This window comes from Rahnella perminowiae, assembly GCF_019049695.1.
In the GTDB taxonomy this organism is placed as follows: Bacteria; Pseudomonadota; Gammaproteobacteria; order Enterobacterales; family Enterobacteriaceae; genus Rahnella; species Rahnella perminowiae.
In genome coordinates, this window is the sequence record NZ_JAFMOT010000172.1 from 68,782 (window position 1) to 89,306 (window position 20,525).

Annotated in this window: 22 protein-coding genes; 13 read left to right on the top strand and 9 right to left on the bottom strand. The window is 50.9% G+C overall.

The window, feature by feature from the left end:
• The first annotated feature begins 51 nt into the window (after window positions 1-51).
• The 5 genes from rfaQ to coaD all read left to right on the top strand — a co-directional run bounded on the left by rfaQ (window position 52) and on the right by coaD (window position 4,923).
• On the top strand, window positions 52-1,134 hold the full coding sequence (gene rfaQ, locus J1781_RS10490; RefSeq protein WP_129955275.1) for a putative lipopolysaccharide heptosyltransferase III: 1,083 nt from the start codon (window positions 52-54) through the stop codon (window positions 1,132-1,134).
• On the top strand, window positions 1,127-2,272 hold the full coding sequence (locus tag J1781_RS10495) for a glycosyltransferase family 4 protein (protein WP_129955274.1): 1,146 nt from the start codon (window positions 1,127-1,129) through the stop codon (window positions 2,270-2,272). The genes rfaQ and J1781_RS10495 overlap by 8 nt, the downstream gene beginning before the upstream one ends.
• A 120-nt stretch (window positions 2,273-2,392) precedes the next feature.
• Complete coding sequence (gene waaA, locus J1781_RS10500; RefSeq protein ID WP_129955273.1) at window positions 2,393-3,667, top strand: lipid IV(A) 3-deoxy-D-manno-octulosonic acid transferase; 1,275 nt, start codon at window positions 2,393-2,395, stop codon at window positions 3,665-3,667.
• The gene (locus J1781_RS10505) at window positions 3,667-4,434 is read left to right on the top strand and encodes a glycosyltransferase family 2 protein (protein ID WP_129955272.1); all 768 of its coding nucleotides are present in this window, start codon (window positions 3,667-3,669) and stop codon (window positions 4,432-4,434) included. Before waaA ends, J1781_RS10505 begins: the two co-directional genes overlap by 1 nt.
• Window positions 4,435-4,440: 6 nt before the next feature.
• Window positions 4,441-4,923, top strand: a complete 483-nt coding sequence (gene coaD, locus J1781_RS10510; RefSeq protein ID WP_129955271.1) for a pantetheine-phosphate adenylyltransferase — start codon at window positions 4,441-4,443, stop codon at window positions 4,921-4,923.
• 8 nt (window positions 4,924-4,931) lie between these two features.
• On the opposite strand, the gene mutM is transcribed toward coaD, so the two are convergent.
• From mutM to radC, 4 genes are all read right to left on the bottom strand, one after another.
• On the bottom strand, window positions 4,932-5,741 hold the full coding sequence (gene mutM, locus J1781_RS10515) for a bifunctional DNA-formamidopyrimidine glycosylase/DNA-(apurinic or apyrimidinic site) lyase (RefSeq protein WP_217218714.1): 810 nt from the start codon (window positions 5,739-5,741) through the stop codon (window positions 4,932-4,934).
• A gap of 141 nt (window positions 5,742-5,882) precedes the next feature.
• Entirely contained in the window at window positions 5,883-6,050 is a 168-nt protein-coding gene (rpmG, locus tag J1781_RS10520; protein WP_004392084.1) for a 50S ribosomal protein L33, read from the bottom strand.
• Window positions 6,051-6,061: 11 nt separating this feature from the next.
• Complete coding sequence (rpmB, locus tag J1781_RS10525; protein ID WP_004931195.1) at window positions 6,062-6,298, bottom strand: 50S ribosomal protein L28; 237 nt, start codon at window positions 6,296-6,298, stop codon at window positions 6,062-6,064.
• A 266-nt stretch (window positions 6,299-6,564) separates the two neighbouring features.
• Entirely contained in the window at window positions 6,565-7,245 is a 681-nt protein-coding gene (gene radC / locus J1781_RS10530; RefSeq protein ID WP_129992192.1) for a RadC family protein, read from the bottom strand.
• A gap of 183 nt (window positions 7,246-7,428) precedes the next feature.
• Between radC and coaBC the strand changes: the two genes are divergently transcribed.
• The 3 genes from coaBC to slmA all read left to right on the top strand — a co-directional run bounded on the left by coaBC (window position 7,429) and on the right by slmA (window position 9,850).
• Complete coding sequence (coaBC, locus tag J1781_RS10535) at window positions 7,429-8,646, top strand: bifunctional phosphopantothenoylcysteine decarboxylase/phosphopantothenate--cysteine ligase CoaBC (RefSeq protein WP_217157268.1); 1,218 nt, start codon at window positions 7,429-7,431, stop codon at window positions 8,644-8,646.
• On the top strand, window positions 8,624-9,082 hold the full coding sequence (gene dut, locus J1781_RS10540) for a dUTP diphosphatase (protein WP_013577627.1): 459 nt from the start codon (window positions 8,624-8,626) through the stop codon (window positions 9,080-9,082). The genes coaBC and dut overlap by 23 nt, the downstream gene beginning before the upstream one ends.
• Before the next feature lie 171 nt (window positions 9,083-9,253).
• Window positions 9,254-9,850, top strand: coding sequence for a nucleoid occlusion factor SlmA (slmA, locus tag J1781_RS10545; RefSeq protein WP_013577628.1), 597 nt, complete (start codon window positions 9,254-9,256; stop codon window positions 9,848-9,850).
• Between the two features lie 80 nt (window positions 9,851-9,930).
• Here the strand turns inward: slmA and pyrE are convergent, their stop codons facing one another.
• Both pyrE and rph read right to left on the bottom strand, forming a co-directional pair.
• Entirely contained in the window at window positions 9,931-10,572 is a 642-nt protein-coding gene (pyrE, locus tag J1781_RS10550) for an orotate phosphoribosyltransferase (RefSeq protein ID WP_129955268.1), read from the bottom strand.
• An 83-nt stretch (window positions 10,573-10,655) separates the two neighbouring features.
• The gene (rph, locus tag J1781_RS10555) at window positions 10,656-11,372 is read right to left on the bottom strand and encodes a ribonuclease PH (RefSeq protein WP_129992194.1); all 717 of its coding nucleotides are present in this window, start codon (window positions 11,370-11,372) and stop codon (window positions 10,656-10,658) included.
• A gap of 126 nt (window positions 11,373-11,498) precedes the next feature.
• Between rph and J1781_RS10560 the strand changes: the two genes are divergently transcribed.
• Window positions 11,499-12,362 (top strand): YicC/YloC family endoribonuclease, encoded by an 864-nt coding sequence (locus tag J1781_RS10560; RefSeq protein ID WP_015699232.1) that lies wholly within the window; start codon window positions 11,499-11,501, stop codon window positions 12,360-12,362.
• 80 nt (window positions 12,363-12,442) lie between these two features.
• Here J1781_RS10560 and fabF read toward each other — a convergent pair whose 3' ends face one another.
• Both fabF and J1781_RS10570 read right to left on the bottom strand, forming a co-directional pair.
• Window positions 12,443-13,717 (bottom strand): beta-ketoacyl-ACP synthase II, encoded by a 1,275-nt coding sequence (gene fabF / locus J1781_RS10565; protein ID WP_129955266.1) that lies wholly within the window; start codon window positions 13,715-13,717, stop codon window positions 12,443-12,445.
• Between the two features lie 143 nt (window positions 13,718-13,860).
• Complete coding sequence (locus J1781_RS10570; RefSeq protein ID WP_129955265.1) at window positions 13,861-14,481, bottom strand: TetR/AcrR family transcriptional regulator; 621 nt, start codon at window positions 14,479-14,481, stop codon at window positions 13,861-13,863.
• Between the two features lie 345 nt (window positions 14,482-14,826).
• Here J1781_RS10570 and J1781_RS10575 point away from each other — a divergent pair, with 345 nt between their 5' ends.
• A complete protein-coding gene (locus J1781_RS10575) occupies window positions 14,827-15,444 on the top strand; it encodes a trimeric intracellular cation channel family protein (RefSeq protein ID WP_129955264.1) in 618 nt (205 codons plus the stop codon).
• A gap of 19 nt (window positions 15,445-15,463) precedes the next feature.
• On the opposite strand, the gene ligB is transcribed toward J1781_RS10575, so the two are convergent.
• The gene (ligB, locus tag J1781_RS10580; protein WP_217233514.1) at window positions 15,464-17,161 is read right to left on the bottom strand and encodes an NAD-dependent DNA ligase LigB; all 1,698 of its coding nucleotides are present in this window, start codon (window positions 17,159-17,161) and stop codon (window positions 15,464-15,466) included.
• 278 nt (window positions 17,162-17,439) lie between these two features.
• On the opposite strand from ligB, the gene gmk reads away from it, so the two are divergent.
• Genes gmk through spoT form a run of 3 tightly spaced genes read left to right on the top strand, consistent with a single transcriptional unit; the run spans window position 17,440 to window position 20,521 of the window.
• Window positions 17,440-18,063 carry a guanylate kinase gene (gene gmk, locus J1781_RS10585; protein WP_217219258.1) on the top strand — a complete coding sequence of 208 codons (624 nt, stop codon included), beginning with the start codon at window positions 17,440-17,442 and terminating at the stop codon, window positions 18,061-18,063.
• A 54-nt stretch (window positions 18,064-18,117) separates the two neighbouring features.
• Window positions 18,118-18,393, top strand: coding sequence for a DNA-directed RNA polymerase subunit omega (rpoZ, locus tag J1781_RS10590; protein WP_015699238.1), 276 nt, complete (start codon window positions 18,118-18,120; stop codon window positions 18,391-18,393).
• 19 nt (window positions 18,394-18,412) lie between these two features.
• Window positions 18,413-20,521, top strand: a complete 2,109-nt coding sequence (spoT, locus tag J1781_RS10595) for a bifunctional GTP diphosphokinase/guanosine-3',5'-bis pyrophosphate 3'-pyrophosphohydrolase (RefSeq protein WP_129955261.1) — start codon at window positions 18,413-18,415, stop codon at window positions 20,519-20,521.
• Window positions 20,522-20,525: the final 4 nt, after the last annotated feature.

A 20,525-nucleotide genomic window follows, 5' to 3' on the forward strand; every position in this document is an offset into this window, starting at 1 on the left:
ACGATTCTTCACCTAAAATCAATTCACTATATTCTACTATCAGATAATAGAATGCCTAATTCAGAAGCCAAATACGCAGCATTCAGACCCCAAAGAATTCTTCTGGTGAAACTCCGTCATCATGGAGATATGGTGCTGACCACGCCGGTGATAAACAGGCTACGTGAGCATTATCCCGATGCTGAAATTGATGTGCTTCTGTATAAAGAAACCCGCCCTATTCTTAGTGAACACCCGGCCCTTTCCTATATCCATGTGATTGATAGAACATGGAAAAAACAAGGTGTCCGCTATCAGTTACAGCAAGAATATCAGCTACTCAAAGCGGTACGCGAACGACATTATGACCTGGTGATTAATCTGGCCGATCAGTGGCGTAGCGCGCTGATTTCCCGCTTCAGCGGTGCGAAAGTTCGTTTAGGATTCGACTATAAAAAACGACGTTCTGCTTTCTGGCGGGCAGGTCATACACAATTAGTGACCACCGAAAATCACAGCCTCCTGCATACTGTCGAACAGAATATGTCGATTTTGTCCCCTCTTGGCATCTCCACCGATAATGCGGTGACATCAATGCATTATTCAGAAAGTGACAAGTCTTTCTGTCAGCAATTACTTCTGAAAAACCAGGTAAGCGGCGAATATATTGTGATTCAGCCGACGTCACGCTGGACGTTCAAATGCTGGGATGATGACAAATTCGCCAATGTGATTGATGGACTCGCTGAAACCGGCCTGACGATTGTAATGACCTCCGGCCCGGATAAGAAAGAGCTGAATATGGTGCGCAAAATTCAGGATCTCACCCACAATCCGCAGGTTATCTCTGTTGCCGGGCAGCTATCACTGACACAGCTTGCGGCAATGATTGATGGTGCAAAACTCTTTATCGGGGTGGATTCTGCGCCGATGCATATGGCTGCCGCGCTTAATACACCTTGCGTGGCCTTATTTGGCCCGACGAAAATGCAGCACTGGCGTCCATGGGGCAATAACAATACCACTATCTGGGCCGGGGACTACGCGCCGCTGCCCGCACCCGATTCTATCGATACAAAAACTCAACAACGTTATCTGCATGCAATCCCTGTCAGCGATGTGATTGATGCCGCCAGGAGTTACCTGCATGACTAATGCTGCCAGTGAGAAAAACATTCGTTTAGCAATTGTCAGACAAAAATATCGCCCTGATGGCGGCGCGGAACGTTTTATCTCACGCGCTCTTGAAGCACTGGATGATCAAAATATTGATCTGAATATTATTACCCGCCAGTGGGAAGGCAAACCCAATCCGAAATGGAAAATTCACCTGTGCAATCCGGCAAAATATGGCCGGGTTTCACGTGAGAAAGGTTTTGCCGCCGCAGCACAACAATGTTGGGAACGGGAACAGTTCGACATTGTGCAAAGCCACGAGCGCATTCCAGGTTGCGATATTTTCCGCGCGGGCGATGGTGCACACCGTGTCTGGCTGGAACAAAGGGCGCGCGTTATTTCACCTCTCCAGCGTTTTCTCACACAAATCAGTTCATATCACCGGTATGTACTGCAGGCTGAGGAAGCCATGTTCCACTCTCCGGCGTTGAAAAAAATCATCTGTAATTCTGAGATGGTAAAACGCGATATCATCCGCTGTTACGGGGTGGAGGAAAGTCGTTTTGAGGTGATCTATAACGCCATTGATTCCCAAAAATTCGTACCGGCGACCCTTGCACAACGGCTTGCTTCACGTGAAATGCTTGCCATTCCTGCGCAGGCCGTGGCACTGATTTACGTAGGTTCTGGTTTTGAACGCAAAGGGTTAAAGCCCGCCATTGAAGCAATTGCTTCCGGCGATCGTTACCTGATTATTGTCGGACAAGATAAAGACCAGAAAAAATACGCATCGCTGGCTCAGCAAACAGGCTGCGCCGACCGGATCCGCTTTGTCGGGGTACAAAACAATGTTCTGCCTTATTACCACGCAGCCGATGGCATGATCCTGCCGACATTATATGACCCGTTCCCGAACGTTATTCTTGAAGCCATGGCCTGCGGATTGCCCGTCATCACCAGTGAAACTTGTGGGGGGGCAGAATTTATCAGGCAGGGGCGCGAGGGCTTTGTTTGCGATGCACTGGATGTGGCAAGCCTAAGCGAATATGTGAATAAAATTCCTTCCCGTCAGGAAAATGACGAGATGGGAAATGCGGCAAGAGAACGGATTTTACCTTACACTCCGAAAAACCTTTCACAGCAGTTAGTTACGCTTTATCACTCGTTACTGGTCTGAGGACGCAGGCGCTGACATGATGAGTCGATCACACTTATCTGATACCATGTGCCCATCTATCCGCCGGGACTATTTTCGCTTTATGAAATTAACTTTCCCTTATGCAACGCCTGATAAAAGATGAATATTTTTTATAATATAATCATATATTTAATTCAGCCATTGATTTGGATCCGTTTACTTTTGCGCAGCCGCAAGTCCCCGGCCTATCGTAAACGCTGGGCTGAACGTTATGGCTTCTGCAAGGGAAAGGTTGTCTCCGGTGGCATCATGCTGCATTCCGTTTCCGTCGGAGAGACGCTGGCCGCGATCCCTTTAGTCCGCGCATTGCGTCATCGTTATCCTTCCTTGCCGATTACCGTCACCACCATGACACCGACCGGCTCAGAGCGCGTTCAGTCCGCTTTTGGTAAGGGGGTGCACCACGTTTATCTGCCTTATGATCTGGCGGGTTCGGTAAATCGTTTCCTGGATGAGGTGAACCCAAAGCTTGTCATCATCATGGAAACCGAGCTTTGGCCGAACCTTATCAGCGCACTGCATCGTCGCCAGATTCCGCTGGTGATAGCCAATGCCCGCCTCTCTGACCGCTCGGCAAAGGGATATCAGAAGCTAGGCAAATTCATTCGTACCATTTTGCAACGCATCACCCTGATCGCGGCGCAGAATCAGGAAGATGGTGAACGCTTTCTGTCCTTAGGGTTAAAACGCAACCAGCTTGCGGTGACGGGTAGCCTGAAATTCGACATCTCGGTTACGCCGGAACTGGCAGCAAAAGCCATTGCACTGCGCAGTCAATGGGCGTCACGCCGTCAGGTGTGGATCGCCACCAGCACGCATGAAGGGGAAGAAACCTTGCTGCTGGAAGCGCACAAAGAATTACTGAAAGCACATCCGACCTTGCTGCTTATTTTGGTTCCACGCCATCCTGAACGTTTTCCAGTTGCTTGTGAGCTGACGCGCAAAGCCGGCCTTTCTTTTATCCAGCGTAGCTCAGGTGAAGTCCCTTCATCAGCCACACAGGTGGTGATCGGCGATACGATGGGTGAATTAATGTTGCTGTATGGCATTGCTGATCTGGCTTTTGTCGGCGGCAGCCTGGTCGATCGCGGAGGCCATAATCCGCTGGAGGCGGCAGCCCATGCCATTCCGGTACTCATGGGGCCGCATACCTTCAATTTCAAAGATATCTGCGCCAAGCTGGCCCAGGACGACGGTCTGATCACAGTCACTGATACCGCATCACTGGTGAAAGAAATTTCTACACTGCTGACCGATGAAGATTATCGCTTGTATTACGGTCGCCACGCCGTTGAAGTTCTGCATCAAAATCAGGGAGCCTTACAGCGCCTGCTGCATTTACTGGAGCCTTATCTGCCTGTCCGGAGTCATTAATGACTGATAAAAAACGTTTATCCGTCGTACTGATTGCCCGTAATGAAGGGGATTTATTGCCGGCATGCCTTGAGTCAGTGACCTGGGCAGATGAAATAATTCTGCTCGATTCCGGCAGCAACGATGCGACACAGGATATTGCCCGCAGCTTCGGCGCCAAAGTATTCCTTAACACTGACTGGCCGGGGTTTGGCAAACAGCGACAGCTGGCGCAAAGCCATGCCACAGGCGACTATATTTTGATGATAGATGCCGACGAGCGTGTATCCTCTCCGTTGCGTCAGTCGATTGAAAATGTGCTGAATTGCCCGCAGGAAAATACCGTTTACAGCCTCGGACGCAGTAACCTGTTCCTCGGGAAATTCATGCGTCACAGTGGCTGGTATCCTGATCGTGTCAACCGTTTGTATCCTTCAACGTTCAGCTATAACGACGATCGGGTACATGAATCACTGAACACAGGGAATGCCACTGTCGTTCCGTTGCAAGGCGACCTGTTGCACCTCACCTGTCGCGACCTTTTCAGTTTCCAGCGAAAACAACTCAGCTATGCGCAGGCATGGGCAGAGCAACGCCATCAGCAAGGCCGCCGTTGCAGCTTCTTCTCGATTATTTCCCATACGCTGGGCGCATTCGTCAAAACCTGGATCCTGCGGGCCGGTTTTCTGGACGGAAAGCAGGGGTTGATCCTGGCGGGCGTCAATGCACAATATACATTCAATAAATATGCCGCCCTGTGGGCGCTCAGCCACCAACTGCAAAAGTGAGCCGTTATGAGCACTAAGGCAATTTATCCCGGTACTTTCGACCCGATGACCAACGGGCATCTCGATATCGTCACCCGTGCGGCGCAGATGTTCGACCATGTCATTCTTGCAATTGCAGCCAGCCCAAGCAAAAAACCGATGTTCACGCTGGATGAACGCGTGGCGCTGGCAACTCAGGTTACATCCCATCTGGATAACGTTGATGTCATTGGTTTCAGCGATTTGATGGCAAATTTTGCCAGGGCTCAGGGCGCAAACGTGCTGGTACGCGGATTACGTGCGGTGTCTGATTTTGAATATGAGATGCAACTGGCGAACATGAACCGGCATTTGCTGCCCACGCTGGAAAGCGTGTTCATGATGCCGTCAAAAGAATGGTCATTTATTTCTTCATCTCTGGTCAAAGAAGTCGCCCGCCACGGTGGTGATATTGCGCCTTTCCTGCCGCAAATCATCACACAGGCACTGATGGAAAAAATCAGCGCCTGAATCAGGTATTAACGCTGGCAGCGCGGGCAGAAAAATGTGGTGCGCTGCGCCTGTTTCTTACTTTCAATGGGCATACCGCATGCCCGGCATGGCTCGCCCGCTCTTCCATATACCTGCAATTCCTGTGCGAAATATCCCGGTTTCCCATCCGACTGGAGAAAGTCCTTCAGCGTCGTCCCGCCTTGTTCAATAGAGCGCAACAATACCGCTTTGATGGTTCTGACCAGCAACTCTGCCTCATCACGTTTGAGTGAATGTGCAGGCCGGTCAGGGGAAATTCCCGCTACAAACAAAGATTCACTGGCATAGATATTTCCTACGCCAACCACGAGTTTATTATCCATCAGCCAGGGCTTAATGGGGGATTTCTTCGTGCGGGATTTCTCACACAAGTAATCCGACGTGAAATCTTCGCTTAGCGGCTCCGGCCCCAGATGGGCTAAAACATTGCTGGCAGTCAGATCCGAAGACCATAACCAGGCACCAAAACGGCGCGGATCGGTATAACGCAGCACATGGCCGGTATCCATCACCAGATCAACGTGGTCATGTTTGCCTGCTTCGGTTTCTTCCGGCAATACCCGCAAACTCCCTGACATACCCAGATGAATAATGATCCACCCGGTTTGCAGCTCAACCAGCAGATATTTTGCCCGACGCTGCACACTCAGAACCGGCTGATCGCTTAATGCTAAGATTTCCGCCGAGACAGGCCAGCGCAGGCGCGGATTACGCACGATGGCATGCAGTATTGTGTGGCCTTTAAGATAGGGTTCAATCCCTCTGCGGCTGGTTTCAACCTCAGGTAATTCCGGCATAATTTTCCCTTGAGCAAAAATCGTGTTCAGAGTTTGTCGCAGACACTGACATCAGGCAAATAAAAGTCGCAATGAAAAGAAATCATGAAATTCAGGCAATAAAAAACCCGGCCGGAGCCGGGTTTTAGCAATCCACTAAAATTATTTAATTTTAGCTTCTTTGTAGATCACGTGTTGACGGACAACTGGATCGAATTTCTTCAGTTCCAATTTTTCCGGCTTAGTACGCTTGTTCTTCGTAGTGGTATAGAAGTGACCAGTACCAGCAGAAGAAACCAGCTTGATCTTCTCGCGAACACCTTTAGCCATGATGCAGTTCCTTAATACTTCTCACCGCGGGCACGCAGATCGGCCAAGACCGTCTCAATACCCTTCTTATCAATAACACGCATACCTTTAGCAGATACACGCAGAGTTACAAAGCGCTTCTCAGCCTCAACCCAAAAACGGTGGGAGTGCAGGTTCGGCAGAAAACGGCGTTTGGTCGCGTTCATTGCGTGGGAACGGTTGTTACCGCTCACCGGGCGCTTGCCAGTAACTTGGCAGACTCGGGACATGTCTATTCTCCAAAAATCAAATCAGCTCGAGCTTCGTATAGGGTATGGCCGCCTCGTCAGGCTTTTAGAGCCCATCTCAGCAAACTCCACTGAGAACCGACTCACTGTCGTCGGGTAAAAAACCAATTCATCAGGTCAGAAACCTGCTGAGATAGGCTCTTAACGCCAAACCCAAGATTCTCAAAGGTGGCGTAGTATACGCTCTGTAGCGTAAGTGCTCAAGTCCCGAACAGCTAAAGATCCCTAAGGATCTTCAAAAAACGACGCTAAATCCAGCCGCGTTCGGCAAAAGATACCGTTTCTCCGTGGCCTACAACCAAATGGTCAAGGACACGAATTTCCAGCAGCTGGCACGCACGAATAATCTGTTCAGTCACTTTTCTATCCATCAGGCTGGGCTCAGCCCGACCAGATGGGTGATTATGCGCCAGAATTAGGGCTGCCGCATTAACCTTCATCGCACCACGAACAATTTCGCGGGGATACACTTCTACGTGCCCAATAGTACCAGCAAACATCTCCTCATGGCGAATAACGCGATGCTGGTTGTCGAGAAAAAGTACCAGAAACACCTCTCTTTCCCGAAAAACGAGTAAATTCTGCAAATATTCGCGGATGACTGCGGGGCTGAGCATCGCATTTTCAGCACTCAGATGGCGCAAGTAGGCGCGGCGGGATAATTCGGATACGGCTACCAGCTGTGAAAACTTGGCCACTCCCATTCCTTTTGTGCGTGCCATGGTGTCAAAATCGGCCTTCAGTAATTTAGGTAATGAACCAAATTCATCCAGCAGATTTTTTGCCAGCTCCATGACATGCAATCCCTTGCATCCCGTGCGCAAATAGATCGCCAGCAACTCCTGATCCGTCAGCTCTTTCGCTCCCTGTTGCAATAATTTTTCGCGCGGTGGCATCTCTCCCGGCCACGGGTCTTGCTGTTTCGTCATCCTGACTCCTTTTCGCGGCGATTGTGGCACAACATTCTCCCCGTCGTGAGGTCCGGTGCGTCAGCTTGCGAGATGTTACGCAGAATTTTTATTCCTCAACTTTCGTAGTATCGCCAATAGCTGTCATCATTCCCCGTTATGCTAAAATGTCGCTTCTTTCAGCTTTCAACTAATCGGACAATGATGATGACGGGACTTTCCGGCAAACATATTGTGCTCGGTATCAGCGGTGGTATCGCTGCCTATAAAGCACCAGAACTGGTACGTCGCTTACGTGAAAGAGGCGCTGAAGTCCGCGTCGTCATGACAGAAGCGGCGAAATCTTTCGTGACGCCGCTGAGCCTGCAGGCGGTTTCCGGCTATCCGGTTTCTGACGACCTGCTTGATCCGGCGGCCGAAGCGGCAATGGGACATATCGAGTTAGGGAAATGGGCAGATTTAGTCATTATTGCCCCCGCCACTGCGGATTTGCTGGCTCGCATGAATGCCGGCCTGGCAAATGATCTGCTGACAACGGTATGTCTGGCGACTGCGGCACCGGTCGCAGTACTGCCTGCGATGAACCAGCAAATGTATCGTGCGGCCGTCACACAAGAAAACCTGCAAAGCCTGGCAGCACGGGGCACATTGATGTGGGGTCCGGACAGCGGCAGTCAGGCCTGCGGTGATGTGGGGCCTGGACGTATGCTGGATCCGCTGGTGATTGTTGATATGGCGAATACGCATTTTTCTTCACGCAACGATCTGGCGCACCTGAACATTATGGTGACCGCAGGCCCGACCCGCGAGCCTCTGGACCCTGTCCGCTTCATCAGCAATCACAGCTCCGGCAAAATGGGTTTTGCGATTGCCAGAGCCGCCGCTGAACGGGGTGCCAAAGTGACACTGATCGCCGGGCCGGTAACACAACCGACGCCCGCGAATGTCCGCCGTGTTGATGTGGAAAGTGCGCTGGAAATGCAACAAGCCGTGCAGCTTTCGGCGGCATCTCAGCATATTTTCATTTCCTGCGCGGCCGTGGCAGATTATCGCGCAGAGCGTATTGCTGATGAGAAGATCAAAAAGCAAGGCGATGAAATCACGGTAAAAATGATTAAAAACCCTGATATCGTTGCCGGTGTTGCAGCGATGAAAGAGAACCGACCTTACGTCGTGGGGTTTGCCGCTGAAACCCAGAATGTGGAAGAATACGCGCGGCAAAAAAGGATCCGTAAGAATCTGGACCTGATTTGCGCCAACGATGTTTCACGTGCCGGGCAAGGTTTCAACAGCGATTCCAATGCTTTGCATCTTTTTTGGCAGGACGGGGATAAAATCTTACCGCTCAGCGATAAGTCCCTGCTTGGTCAACGATTATTAGAAGAGATTGTCAGCCGTTATGATGAAAAAAATCGACATTAAAATTCTCGACCCGCGCATCGGTTCGACTTTCCCTTTACCGGCTTACGCGACACCCGGGTCTGCGGGTCTGGATTTGCGCGCCTGTCTGGATGCTTCAGTAGAGCTGAAACCGGGTGAAACCACACTGCTGCCAACCGGTCTGGCTATTCACATTGGTGATGCTAATCTGGCGGCGGTTATTTTACCTCGCTCCGGCCTGGGGCATAAACACGGTGTCGTTTTGGGTAACCTTGTCGGTCTTATCGACTCTGATTATCAGGGCCAGCTGATGGTGTCGGTGTGGAACCGCGGTCAGACAACATTTGTTATCGAACCAGGCGAGCGTATTGCTCAGATGGTGTTTGTGCCTGTCGTTCAGGCTGAATTCAATCTGGTGGAAGATTTTGACGCCAGTGAACGCGGCGAAGGTGGTTTTGGCCATTCAGGTCGCCAATAAGAACCTGTTCAGCACCGCTGATTTTGACGCGATATTGAACAGATCCTTATCACTATCAGACCGTAACAACACATAGGGAACGAAATAAGCCGCAGGATCACAGTGATTCATGCGGCAGTTGTGCGGTTTCTCCATGATTTTAGCCGTTTTTTAGCAAGGGTCTATTCAGACATGGCAGAGAAAGAAACGACAAAAAGGAACAGGCGCGAAGAGATTTTGCAGGCCCTGGCGCAAATGCTTCAGTCCAGCGATGGCAGCCAGAGGATCACGACTGCAAAACTCGCCGCCAGTGTAGGTGTTTCAGAAGCAGCGCTTTACCGTCATTTTCCCAGTAAAACACGCATGTTTGACAGCTTAATCGAGTTTATCGAAGACAGTCTGATCACCCGTATCAACCTCATTCTGCAGGATGAGAAAGATACGTTAAACAGAATACGTCTGATTTTGCTGCTGATTTTGGGCTTCGCCGAACGTAATCCGGGACTGACCCGAATTATGACCGGTCATGCCCTGATGTTTGAACAAGATCGCCTGCAAGGCCGCATCAATCAGCTTTTTGAGCGAATTGAAGCGCAACTGCGTCAGGTGCTTCGGGAAAAGAAAATGCGTGAAGGCAGCGGATTCATCAGCGATGAAACTCTGCTCGCCAGCCAGTTACTGGCATTTTGCGAAGGGATGCTGTCGCGTTTTGTACGCTCTGAGTTTAAGTACAAACCGACGCAGGATTTCGATACCCGCTGGCCACTGATCTCTGCTCAGTTGCAATAAAACCTGCCCGGCAGAGGCAAACATCAATATCAAAAAGGGCCGAAAGGCCCTTTTGTTTTACTCATAGGATAGTGACTACATTAAACGCCATATTCCTGCTGGTAAGCCCGGACAGCCGCCAGATGATCAGCCATTTCCGCTTTCTCTTCCAGGTACTCAATCAGGTCAGCCAGCGTAATAATTGAAATTACTTTGCAATGGTAATCACGCTCAACTTCCTGAATAGCAGAGATATCCGCACGTCCGCGTTCCTGACGATCAAGAGAAATCAATACGCCTGCCAGAGTGGCTTTGTTCGCACTGATGATTTCCATTGATTCACGGATAGCGGTACCGGCAGTAATCACATCGTCGACCAGCATGACACGGCCCTGTAACGGGCTGCCGACCAGCAAGCCACCTTCACCATGATCTTTGGCTTCTTTGCGGTTAAAGCAATATGGCACATCGCGCTCATGATGCTCAGCCAGAGCAACGGCAGTGGTCGTCGCGATGGGAATACCTTTATAAGCCGGACCAAACACTAAATCGAAATCAATATTGGAATCCATCAATGCTTCGGCATAAAAACGTCCCAGTAACGCCAGATCACGGCCAGTATTAAATAAACCGGCATTGAAGAAGTAAGGACTGATGCGCCCGGACTTCAGGGTAAATTCGCCGAATTTCAAAACCTGTTTGTTCAGTGCGAACTCAATAAACTGGCGCTGATAGGCTTTCATTGATGGTCTCCTCGATAACGTCTTGTTTCTCATTGTCAGCCCGCAGGCCATAAAAAAGGCGACTTCTCAGTCGCCTTAAAAAATTATTCCGCCAGCGCCGCTTTCTGCGCCTGGAAGATAGTGTCGATGCCCTCTCGTGCAAGAGCAAGTAAGCCGAGTAACTCTTCGTGGCTGAACGGCTCACCTTCTGCGGTGCCCTGCACCTCAATCATGCGGCCATCTTCCATCATCACGACATTCATATCGGTTTCTGCCGCTGAGTCTTCAACATATTCGAGATCACACAGTGCTTCGCCTTTCACGATACCGACAGAAACTGCAGCAACCATACCCTTCATCGGGTTCGCTTTCAGTTTACCGGCAGCTACCAGCGCATTCAGCGCATCGGCCAGCGCAACACAAGCACCGGAAATGGACGCAGTGCGCGTGCCACCATCCGCCTGTAACACATCACAATCGAGCGTAATGGTGAATTCACCCAGCTTTTTCAGATCGACGGCTGCGCGCAGGGAACGGGCAATCAAACGCTGGATTTCCAGAGTACGGCCGCCCTGCTTGCCTTTTGCGGCTTCACGGGCATTACGGGTGTGGGTAGAACGTGGCAACATGCCATACTCTGCGGTGATCCAACCTTGTCCCTGACCTTTCAGAAAACGCGGAACACCTTCCTCCACCGTCGCGGTACACAGCACTTTGGTATCACCAAACTCCACCAGCACGGAACCTTCAGCGTGTTTAGTGTAATGGCGGGTCAGTGTTACGGGGCGCACTTGTTGTGCATTTCGGCCTGCTGGACGCATGGATACTTCTCCGGGTCGCGAATCATGTTTGGCTGCGCATTATACGGACTTCGCGAGGTAATGCCTATCATGACCCGCTCGCGGGGGCTATAATCGCTTCATCTTTACATTAACAGGTACGCATACATGATCCGTAGTATGACCGCTTATGCCCGACGCGAAATTAAGGGTGACTGGGGCAGCGCAGCGTGGGAACTCCGCTCCGTAAACCAACGTTATCTCGAAACCTACATCCGTCTGCCCGAGCAATTCCGCAGCCTGGAGCCGGTTGTCCGTGAGCGTATTCGCGCCCGGCTGACCCGTGGTAAAGTCGAATGTAATTTGCGTTTTGATCTCGACCCTGGCGCACAAAGCACGTTACAGCTTAATGAAAAGCTGGCGAAACAGCTGGTTGAAGCGGCGCAATGGGTGAAAATGCAAAGTGATGAAGGCGAAATTAATCCGCTGGAAGTCCTGCGCTGGCCGGGCGTTATGCTGGCCGAAGAACAGGATCTGGACGCTATAAGCACCGAACTGCTGCTGGCGCTGGAAACCGCACTGGATGATTTCATCAGCGCGCGCGAAAGCGAAGGTGCAGCACTGAAAACGATGATCGAACAGCGTCTCGACGGCGTGAGCGCAGAAGTGGTGAAAGTCCGCGCCCAGATGCCAAATATTCTGCAATGGCAGCGCGAGCGTCTGGTCAGCAAACTGGAAGATGCACAGGTCCAGCTGGAAAATACCCGTCTGGAACAGGAACTGGTTCTGATGGCACAGCGTATCGATGTGGCTGAAGAGCTGGACCGGCTGGAAGCGCACGTCAAAGAAACACACAAAATCATGAAGAAAGAAGAAGCCGTGGGCCGCCGTCTTGATTTCATGATGCAGGAATTTAACCGCGAATCAAACACGCTGGCGTCTAAATCCATCAATGCCGATGTCACAACGTCAGCTATCGAGCTGAAAGTATTGATCGAACAAATGCGCGAGCAGATTCAGAATATCGAGTAAATCCTCTGCCCTGCTTAATAAAAAACGCCTCAGGTCATTAAAGTCCGAGGCGTTTTTTTATGCGTCAGCGAAAAAGGAAATTAGTCTTCCCAGCGTTTCAGCAGTACGCAGGCGTTCACGCCACCGAAACCGAAGCCGTTTGACAGCGCGTACGTAATATCATGTTTCTGCGCGATATTACCTACAATATTCAACCCCGCAGCCGCTTCGTCTTTGTTTTCCAGATTCAGCGTCGGAGGAACAATTTGGTCGCGTACGGCCAGAATGGTGAAAATGGTTTCCAGCCCGCCAGCCGCCCCCAACAGATGCCCGGTTGCAGATTTGGTAGACGTGACAGCCAGTTTACCGTCAGTGCCGAACAGGGTTTTAATCGCATTGATTTCACCCAGATCGCCCACCGGCGTAGAAGTTGCGTGAGCATTCAGATGCTGCACGTCTGAAGGCTGAATACCTGCCTGGCGCAGCGCGATTTTCATCGCGCGGCCCGCACCGTTGCCATCTTCCGCACCGGACGTCATGTGGTAGGCGTCACCGCTGGTACCGTAACCGACAATCTCAGCCAGAATTCTGGCGCCACGTGCTTTCGCATGCTCCAGTTCTTCAATCACCAGCATGCCCGCGCCTTCGCCCATAACAAAGCCATCACGTGCGCTGTCGAACGGACGGGAAGCTTTTTCCGGATGATCTTCATGGCCGGTAGACATGGCTTTCGCCGCCGCAAAACCGCCCAGGCTCACAGTATCGATAGCCGCTTCCGCGCCGCCACACAGTGCAACATCGGCTTCGTCATTGCGAATCAAACGCACCGCATCACCAATCGCCTGAACACCTGCCGCACAAGCCGTTACCGGCGCGCCAATCGGGCCTTTAAACTGATGTTTAATGGAAACCTGACCAGACGCCAGATTCACCAGGAACGACGGTATCGTAAAAGGCGACAAACGCTTAGCGCCACGGCTGTCGTTGGTACGCACGGCATGGGCAATCGCCGGGAAGCCACCGATACCCGAACCGATGACGGTTGCAGTACGTTCCTGTTGTTCCGGTGTTTCGGCTTTCCAGCCCGCGTCAGCAACGGCCATATCGGCAGCAGCCATCGCAAACAGGATGAAACGGTCCATTTTTTTCTGGTCTTTTGGTACCACGAACTGATCCGGATCGAAACCAGACTCAGGATCCTGTTCTTTAGTTTGTACCTGACCACCAATTTTCACGGTCAGTGTTTCTACAATTTCTTCCGGCAAAACACGGATACCAGACTGACCGGCCAGCAGACGCTTCCAGATAGTTTCGATATCACAGCCCAGAGGACTCACAGCCCCCATGCCGGTAATAACCACTCGACGATGAGTCATAAACATTCCTCTCTGTCTGTATAAGACGTAAGTTTCCGCAGGCGATATATGAACCGGCCAGAAACGGGTTTCTTGATAATAACGGCTGACAGTATGTGACGAATTACGTTTTTGTAAACCCGTAACCCAAAATTTTGTTGCGTCTACTTTGCCAGACTTCGCAGGACCAGGCTGGTGATCGCCTGAACACGCTCTTCCAATTGTTCAGGTGTTTTTTGTTCCAGCAATAACGGATGCGAAAATGGCGTTGTCACCGTGGTGATCGCCATACAAACCTCATCCAGTGGCGTTTTACGCTCAAACTCACCGGACTCCCGGCCATCGGTAACCACTTTTTCAACAATGCTGTAAATCATAGCACGATGATTTAATGTCGATTTCCATTGCTGAGCCGAAGCTGTTGCAGCCAGATCATGCAATTTCCTGTCCTGGAAGAAGAGATCCAGACTACGCGTCAGCAGCGTTTTAAAAATAGATCTCAGGCGCAGGGTCGCACTTTGGTTACTTTGCGCAATAACCATGAGTGCCTCATCTATCTGACCCACCCGCTGCGAGCAAATAGCTTCGCCAATGGCCTGTTTCGATTCAAAAAATTTATAAATGTAAGCGCTTGAAACACCGATGGATTTGGCAAGATCAGCCACTGATGTTTTGGCATAACCATAAAGACGAAAGAGCTCAAAGGCCGCATTTATAATTTGTTCACGACGTTCATGCTCGGCAGGTCCACGCTGTGTTAACGCAACCGGAATATCGGGCTTCATACACTCCTCCGGAGCAGATTTAACAATTAAGCAATGCGTCAATGAGTGACGATTTTAATTAATCGTAACCTATAAAAGGAGAAAATTCACTGCTGAGAAGAAATCGGGGGCATGGATAAATGTTAAAGCAGGGTCAAAACAGGCAAGCAATCCCTGTTTTTCTAATCTAAAATAACCCGGCATTCTTCTTTATCCTTTTACTCTGGCGGATTAAAAGTCTATTCACATTAGATTTAATAATCCTAAAACCAATGCAAAAGAAAAATTCAGTCGAGCATCAATGAGGAACTCCTTACTCTACGCGGCTACTGTTTTCCCATTTACTGATTTGTCTGGCGAACATCCATGTTACTCACCGTTCTTTATATTATTGGGATCACCGCAGAAGCCATGACCGGTGCCCTGGCTGCCGGACGTCGGAAAATGGACTCCTTTGGTGTCATTATTATTGCGGCAGCGACGGCCATTGGTGGCGGCTCTGTCCGCGACATGCTGTTAGGCCATTATCCATTGGGATGGGTGAAGCATCCGGAGTACATCGTGATTGTGGCTGTTGCAGCGCTCATGACCACCTGGCTGGCTCCTCTCATGCAACATCTGAGAAAGCTTTTTTTAGTGCTTGATGCCCTGGGGCTGGTGGTATTTTCCATTATCGGGACACAGGTGGCCCTCGATATGGGACATGGCGCTATCATTGCTTCCGTTTGTGCAGTCATTACCGGTGTTTTTGGCGGTGTGCTGCGGGACATGATGTGCAATCAGATCCCGCTGGTGTTTCAGAAAGAAATTTATGCCGGCGTGTCGTTTGCTTCCGCCTGGGTTTATATCGGGCTGCAATATTTCTCATTGCCCCACAATCTGGTCGTTATCATTACACTGCTGATCGGCTTTACCGCACGTCTTATCGCCCTGCGTTTTCGCCTTGGATTGCCTGTCTTTAATTACCCGCATTCGGACCATTAATGCGCCGCCGTGTAGCCCGCTAGCGGAATGCAGGCAATTGCGCCTGCTTCAAAGCATTGGCCAAAACCTCAACGTCCGGATGATGTATAAAGTCAAAAACCTGAGCGGCCCGTTTGGCCCCGATCCCCTCAGTCATCTCCCAGTCGTGAGAGGTCAGCTGTGTCAACCTGTTCCAGCTTTGCTGCTGTTCTGCAAATCCCAGTGCAAAAGAAGGAAATCCTATTGCTGACAGCCAGCGGCGGAAGCTCTTTTCACGCGCAAGTTGGATCTGCGCCATCAGTTTTTGCGCCTGTTTAACACTGATACCCGGAACCGCAGCCAGCTCTTTTTCGTTAAGGCTTAACCAACTGAGCAAAGTATCCACCAGGGAAGCATCCAGTAACTTTTGCCATGTGGCCCCGCCAAACCCTGCCATATCCAACGCTTCCGGCCCGCTGAGCCAGATCAGGCGTGAGAGAAATTGTTGTATGCAGTCCGGTTCAGGTGTAAAGCAGGAAAGTGCGTTATAGCGCGTTGGATCAGGCAAAGGCATCTCCGTACGCTCATTTACCCGCCATGTCACTTCATCAAGTCGTGGGATCCCCTGTCCGGCCAGCGCGATTGCGACCTGATCACCGGGAAGAACATCCCATTGCCGGAACCGGCTGACCGATCCCAAACTCACCTTACTGACTAACTTATCGTCCAGCCGCAGGGGTTTCAGGTTGAGGATAACGGTGACTTTCCCGTTTCGTCCTGTCGTGGTGCTGATGCCCGTGACATCGGTGAGCTGTCTGGCGGGCGGATATTTCCAGGCGACCGCCCAGATTGCAGGCTTACTTTGCCAATATTTCCCCGCAGGTTCTTCTTGCTGACGAACGACCACGCCATCTGTCGCAAAAGGCAGGGGTTGGTGAAACCAGTCTTCACGCCATTTTTCGACGTCTTCGACAGAGCTCACCGCCAGCGTGAACTGAGCCACAACCGGAAAACCGAACTGTCTGAGTTTCTCCAGGTGATCAGCCATAAGCACCGGACCGTCCGGCCATGACCAGATAAAAATACCCGTTTGCTTCAGCAGGTCAGAAGCAGAGGTACGCATCATTGCACCTGCGACTTTTGATCTTGCATTCATCCCGCCATCAACATTTTGATGATGACCGTTCATCTTCAGATAAAGCTCGCCCTGCAATACCAACTCAGGGCTCATGTCCGGAATGTTGAGCGGGATCGCCGGAATTGACGCAGCTTTTGCCGTCCAGTTTTGCCCTTTCTCGCCATCGCCGCGACTTACCAGTGCGGCCAGTTTCCCGTAACGGTAAATCAGCGATACTGCAACGCCATCGATTTTGGGCTGTACCCACAGATTCTTTCGTCCCTGCATCCAGTTTGCGACCGCGTGTTTATCTTTCATTTTATGCAGGCCGGTATGGGCCACCGGATGCACATATTCTGCATCATCACTGGCTGGCATTGTCAGCTCAGGTACCGGTTGGCTGGCGCACTGCAACCAGAATTGTTGTTTTTGACGCAAATGATCATAGACCGAATCTTCAATCGGGCTGCTGCCAGACTGATGATAGGCGGCATCCCATTGGGTCAACTGAGCGGTGAGGTGACGGGTTTCCTGTGTCAGACGTTCTGATGGCCAGCCGGGACATTCCGGCGACAGCGTATCCTGACCTGAAGCAGAGAAAACAAAAGTGAGCAGGCAGATAAGATAAATAAACTGGCGCATTAGCACCTCCTTGTGGAGACCAGTAAACGCCGGTGTGATTTTTCCTGCCAGTGGCATAACCCCTTATTGCGAGATGCCTTCCTGATTATTTCATCTGTTGCTGCAACGAAAAGAAAATGTGGAATGCAGCACGTAAATCTCTCAGGAAAGGCTATTTTCTGCGGCAAAGTTGCGATGAAATACGTCTGGACGCTGCACCGAATGCGGCGAGCGTGTATACTGTGCGGGAGATCACTCTTCGCATACTTCCTATCAACCCATTCAGTTGAAACGTCATTATGGTTCAAGGCACGCTGTATATTGTCTCCGCCCCGAGTGGAGCAGGTAAATCAAGTCTGATTCAGGCTTTACTTAAAACACAACCGCTCTACGACACACAGGTTTCTATTTCTCATACCACCCGTGCTATACGTCCGGGCGAGAAACATGGCGAGCATTACTTCTTTGTCGACAAAGCAGCGTTTCGCGAGATGATTGAACGTGATGCCTTTTTAGAACATGCAGAAGTTTTCGGTAATTATTACGGGACGTCGCGTGAAACCATCGAGCAGGTTTTAGCGTCGGGTGTGGATGTTTTTCTGGATATCGACTGGCAGGGCGCGCAGCAAATCCGGAAAAAAATGCCGCAGGCACGCAGTATTTTTGTCTTGCCGCCATCGAAAGATGAGCTAGACCGACGCTTGCGTGGCCGCGGGCAAGACAGCGAGGAAGTTATCGCAAAACGTATGGCACAAGCCGTGGCTGAAATGACCCACTTTGCCGAATACGACTATTTAATTGTGAATGATGATTTTGATCTGGCTTTATCGGATTTAAAAACCATTATTCGCGCTGAACGTCTGCGTCTGAGCCGTCAGCGGCTCCGTCATGACGGATTAATCACCAAACTATTGGCAGACTGAAGACACTTTCAGTATTATGCCCAGTCTTTCGTCACCCTGTGGAGTAGCACATATATGGCACGCGTAACTGTTCAAGACGCTGTTGAAAAAATTGGTAACCGTTTTGACCTGGTGTTGGTGGCTGCACGTCGCGCACGCCAGCTGCAATCTGGTGGTAAAGATCCACTGGTTGCTGAAGAAAACGATAAATTCACTGTCATTGCCCTGCGCGAAATCGAAGAAGGCCTGATCACCAATCAGATCCTCGACGTTCGTGACCGTCAGGAGCAACAAGAGCAGGAAGCCGCAGAGATTCAGGCAGTGACTGCCATCGCTGAAGGCCGTCGTTAATTAACGAAACGGATCCCACTTGTATATCTTTGAAAGCCTGAATCAACTGATTCAAAAATACCTGCCGGAGGAGCAAATTAAGCGCCTCGTGCAGGCTTACCTCGTGGCGCGGGACGCGCACGAGGGGCAAACACGTTCCAGCGGTGAGCCGTATATTACTCACCCGGTAGCCGTGGCATGTATTTTGGCTGAAATGAGGCTCGATCATGAGACTTTGATGGCGGCGTTATTACACGACGTTATCGAAGACACGCCTGCAACTTACCAGGATATGGAACAACTGTTTGGCAAAAGCGTTGCTGAACTGGTTGAAGGCGTTTCAAAGTTAGACAAGCTGAAATTCCGCGATAAGAAAGAAGCACAGGCGGAAAACTTCCGCAAAATGGTCATGGCGATGGTGCAAGACATTCGCGTCATCTTGATCAAACTCGCTGACCGTACCCATAACATGCGCACGCTGGGCTCTTTGCGTCCGGACAAACGTCGCCGTATTGCCCGCGAAACGCTGGAAATTTACAGCCCGCTGGCACACCGGTTGGGTATCCACCACCTGAAAACCGAGCTCGAAGAGCTGGGCTTCGAAGCCCTCTATCCAAACCGTTATCGCGTCATCAAAGAAGTGGTGAAAGCCGCGCGGGGTAACCGTAAAGAGATGATCCAAAAAATCCTCTCGGAGATTGAAGGCCGTTTAACCGAAGCCGGTATTCAGTGTCGTGTCAGTGGTCGCGAAAAACACCTGTATTCTATCTATTGTAAAATGCACCTGAAGGAACAGCGTTTCCATTCCATTATGGATATCTACGCCTTCCGGGTGATCGTTAAAGAACTCGATACCTGTTATCGCGTGTTAGGGCAGGCGCATAGTCTGTACAAACCGCGTCCGGGTCGGGTTAAAGATTACATCGCCATCCCCAAAGCCAACGGCTATCAATCTTTGCATACTTCGCTAATCGGCCCGCATGGTGTGCCGGTTGAAGTGCAGATCCGTACTGAAGATATGGATCAGATGGCGGAGATGGGGGTTGCGGCGCACTGGGCTTATAAAGAGAACAGTGAAACCAGCACTACGGCGCAGATCCGCGCTCAACGTTGGTTACAGAGTCTGCTTGAACTGCAACAAAGTGCGGGCAACTCCTTTGAATTTATCGAGAGCGTAAAATCAGATCTGTTCCCGGACGAGATTTACGTCTTTACGCCGGAAGGTCGTATTGTCGAATTGCCTGCGGGTGCGACACCGGTCGACTTTGCTTACGCCGTGCATACCGATATCGGCCATGCCTGCGTTGGCGCGCGCGTTGATCGCCAGCCTTACCCGCTCTCGCAGCCGCTGACCAGCGGACAAACTATCGAAATTATTACCGCACCGGGTGCCCGCCCGAATGCCGCCTGGCTGAACTTTGTCGTGAGCTCACGTGCGCGCGCCAAAATCCGCCAGATGCTTAAAAACCTGAAACGTGATGACTCCGTTTCACTGGGGCGTCGCCTGCTCAATCATGCGCTGGGTGCGGGTAAAAAACTGTCAGATATTCCGCCGGAAAACATTAAAAACGAGCTGGATCGTATGAAGCTCCCGGCGATGGATGACCTGCTGGCAGAAATCGGCCTCGGCAATGCCATGAGCGTTGTGGTGGCCAAAAACCTGATGGGTGACCAGTCTTCAATGGCATCGTCAGGGACCCGTAATCTGCCGATTAAAGGCGCAGATGGCGTGCTGATCACGTTCGCGAAATGCTGCCGTCCGATCCCGGGCGACCCGATTATTGCGCACGTCAGTCCAGGTAAAGGGCTGGTGATCCACCATGAATCCTGCCGTAATATTCGCGGTTATCAGAAAGAACCTGAGAAATTCATGGCCGTTGACTGGGATGACCACCAGGAAACTGATCAGGAATTTATCGCTGAAATAAAAGTCGATATGTTCAATCATCAGGGCGCACTGGCGAACCTGACCGCCGCGATAAATGCCGCGCAGTCGAACATTCAGAGTCTGAGCACCGAAGAAAAAGACGGTCGCGTCTACAGCGCCTTTATCCGCCTGACGACCCGCGATCGCGTTCATCTGGCGAATATCATGCGTAAAATTCGTATTATGCCGGACGTCATTAAAGTTACCCGCAACCGAAACTGATTGT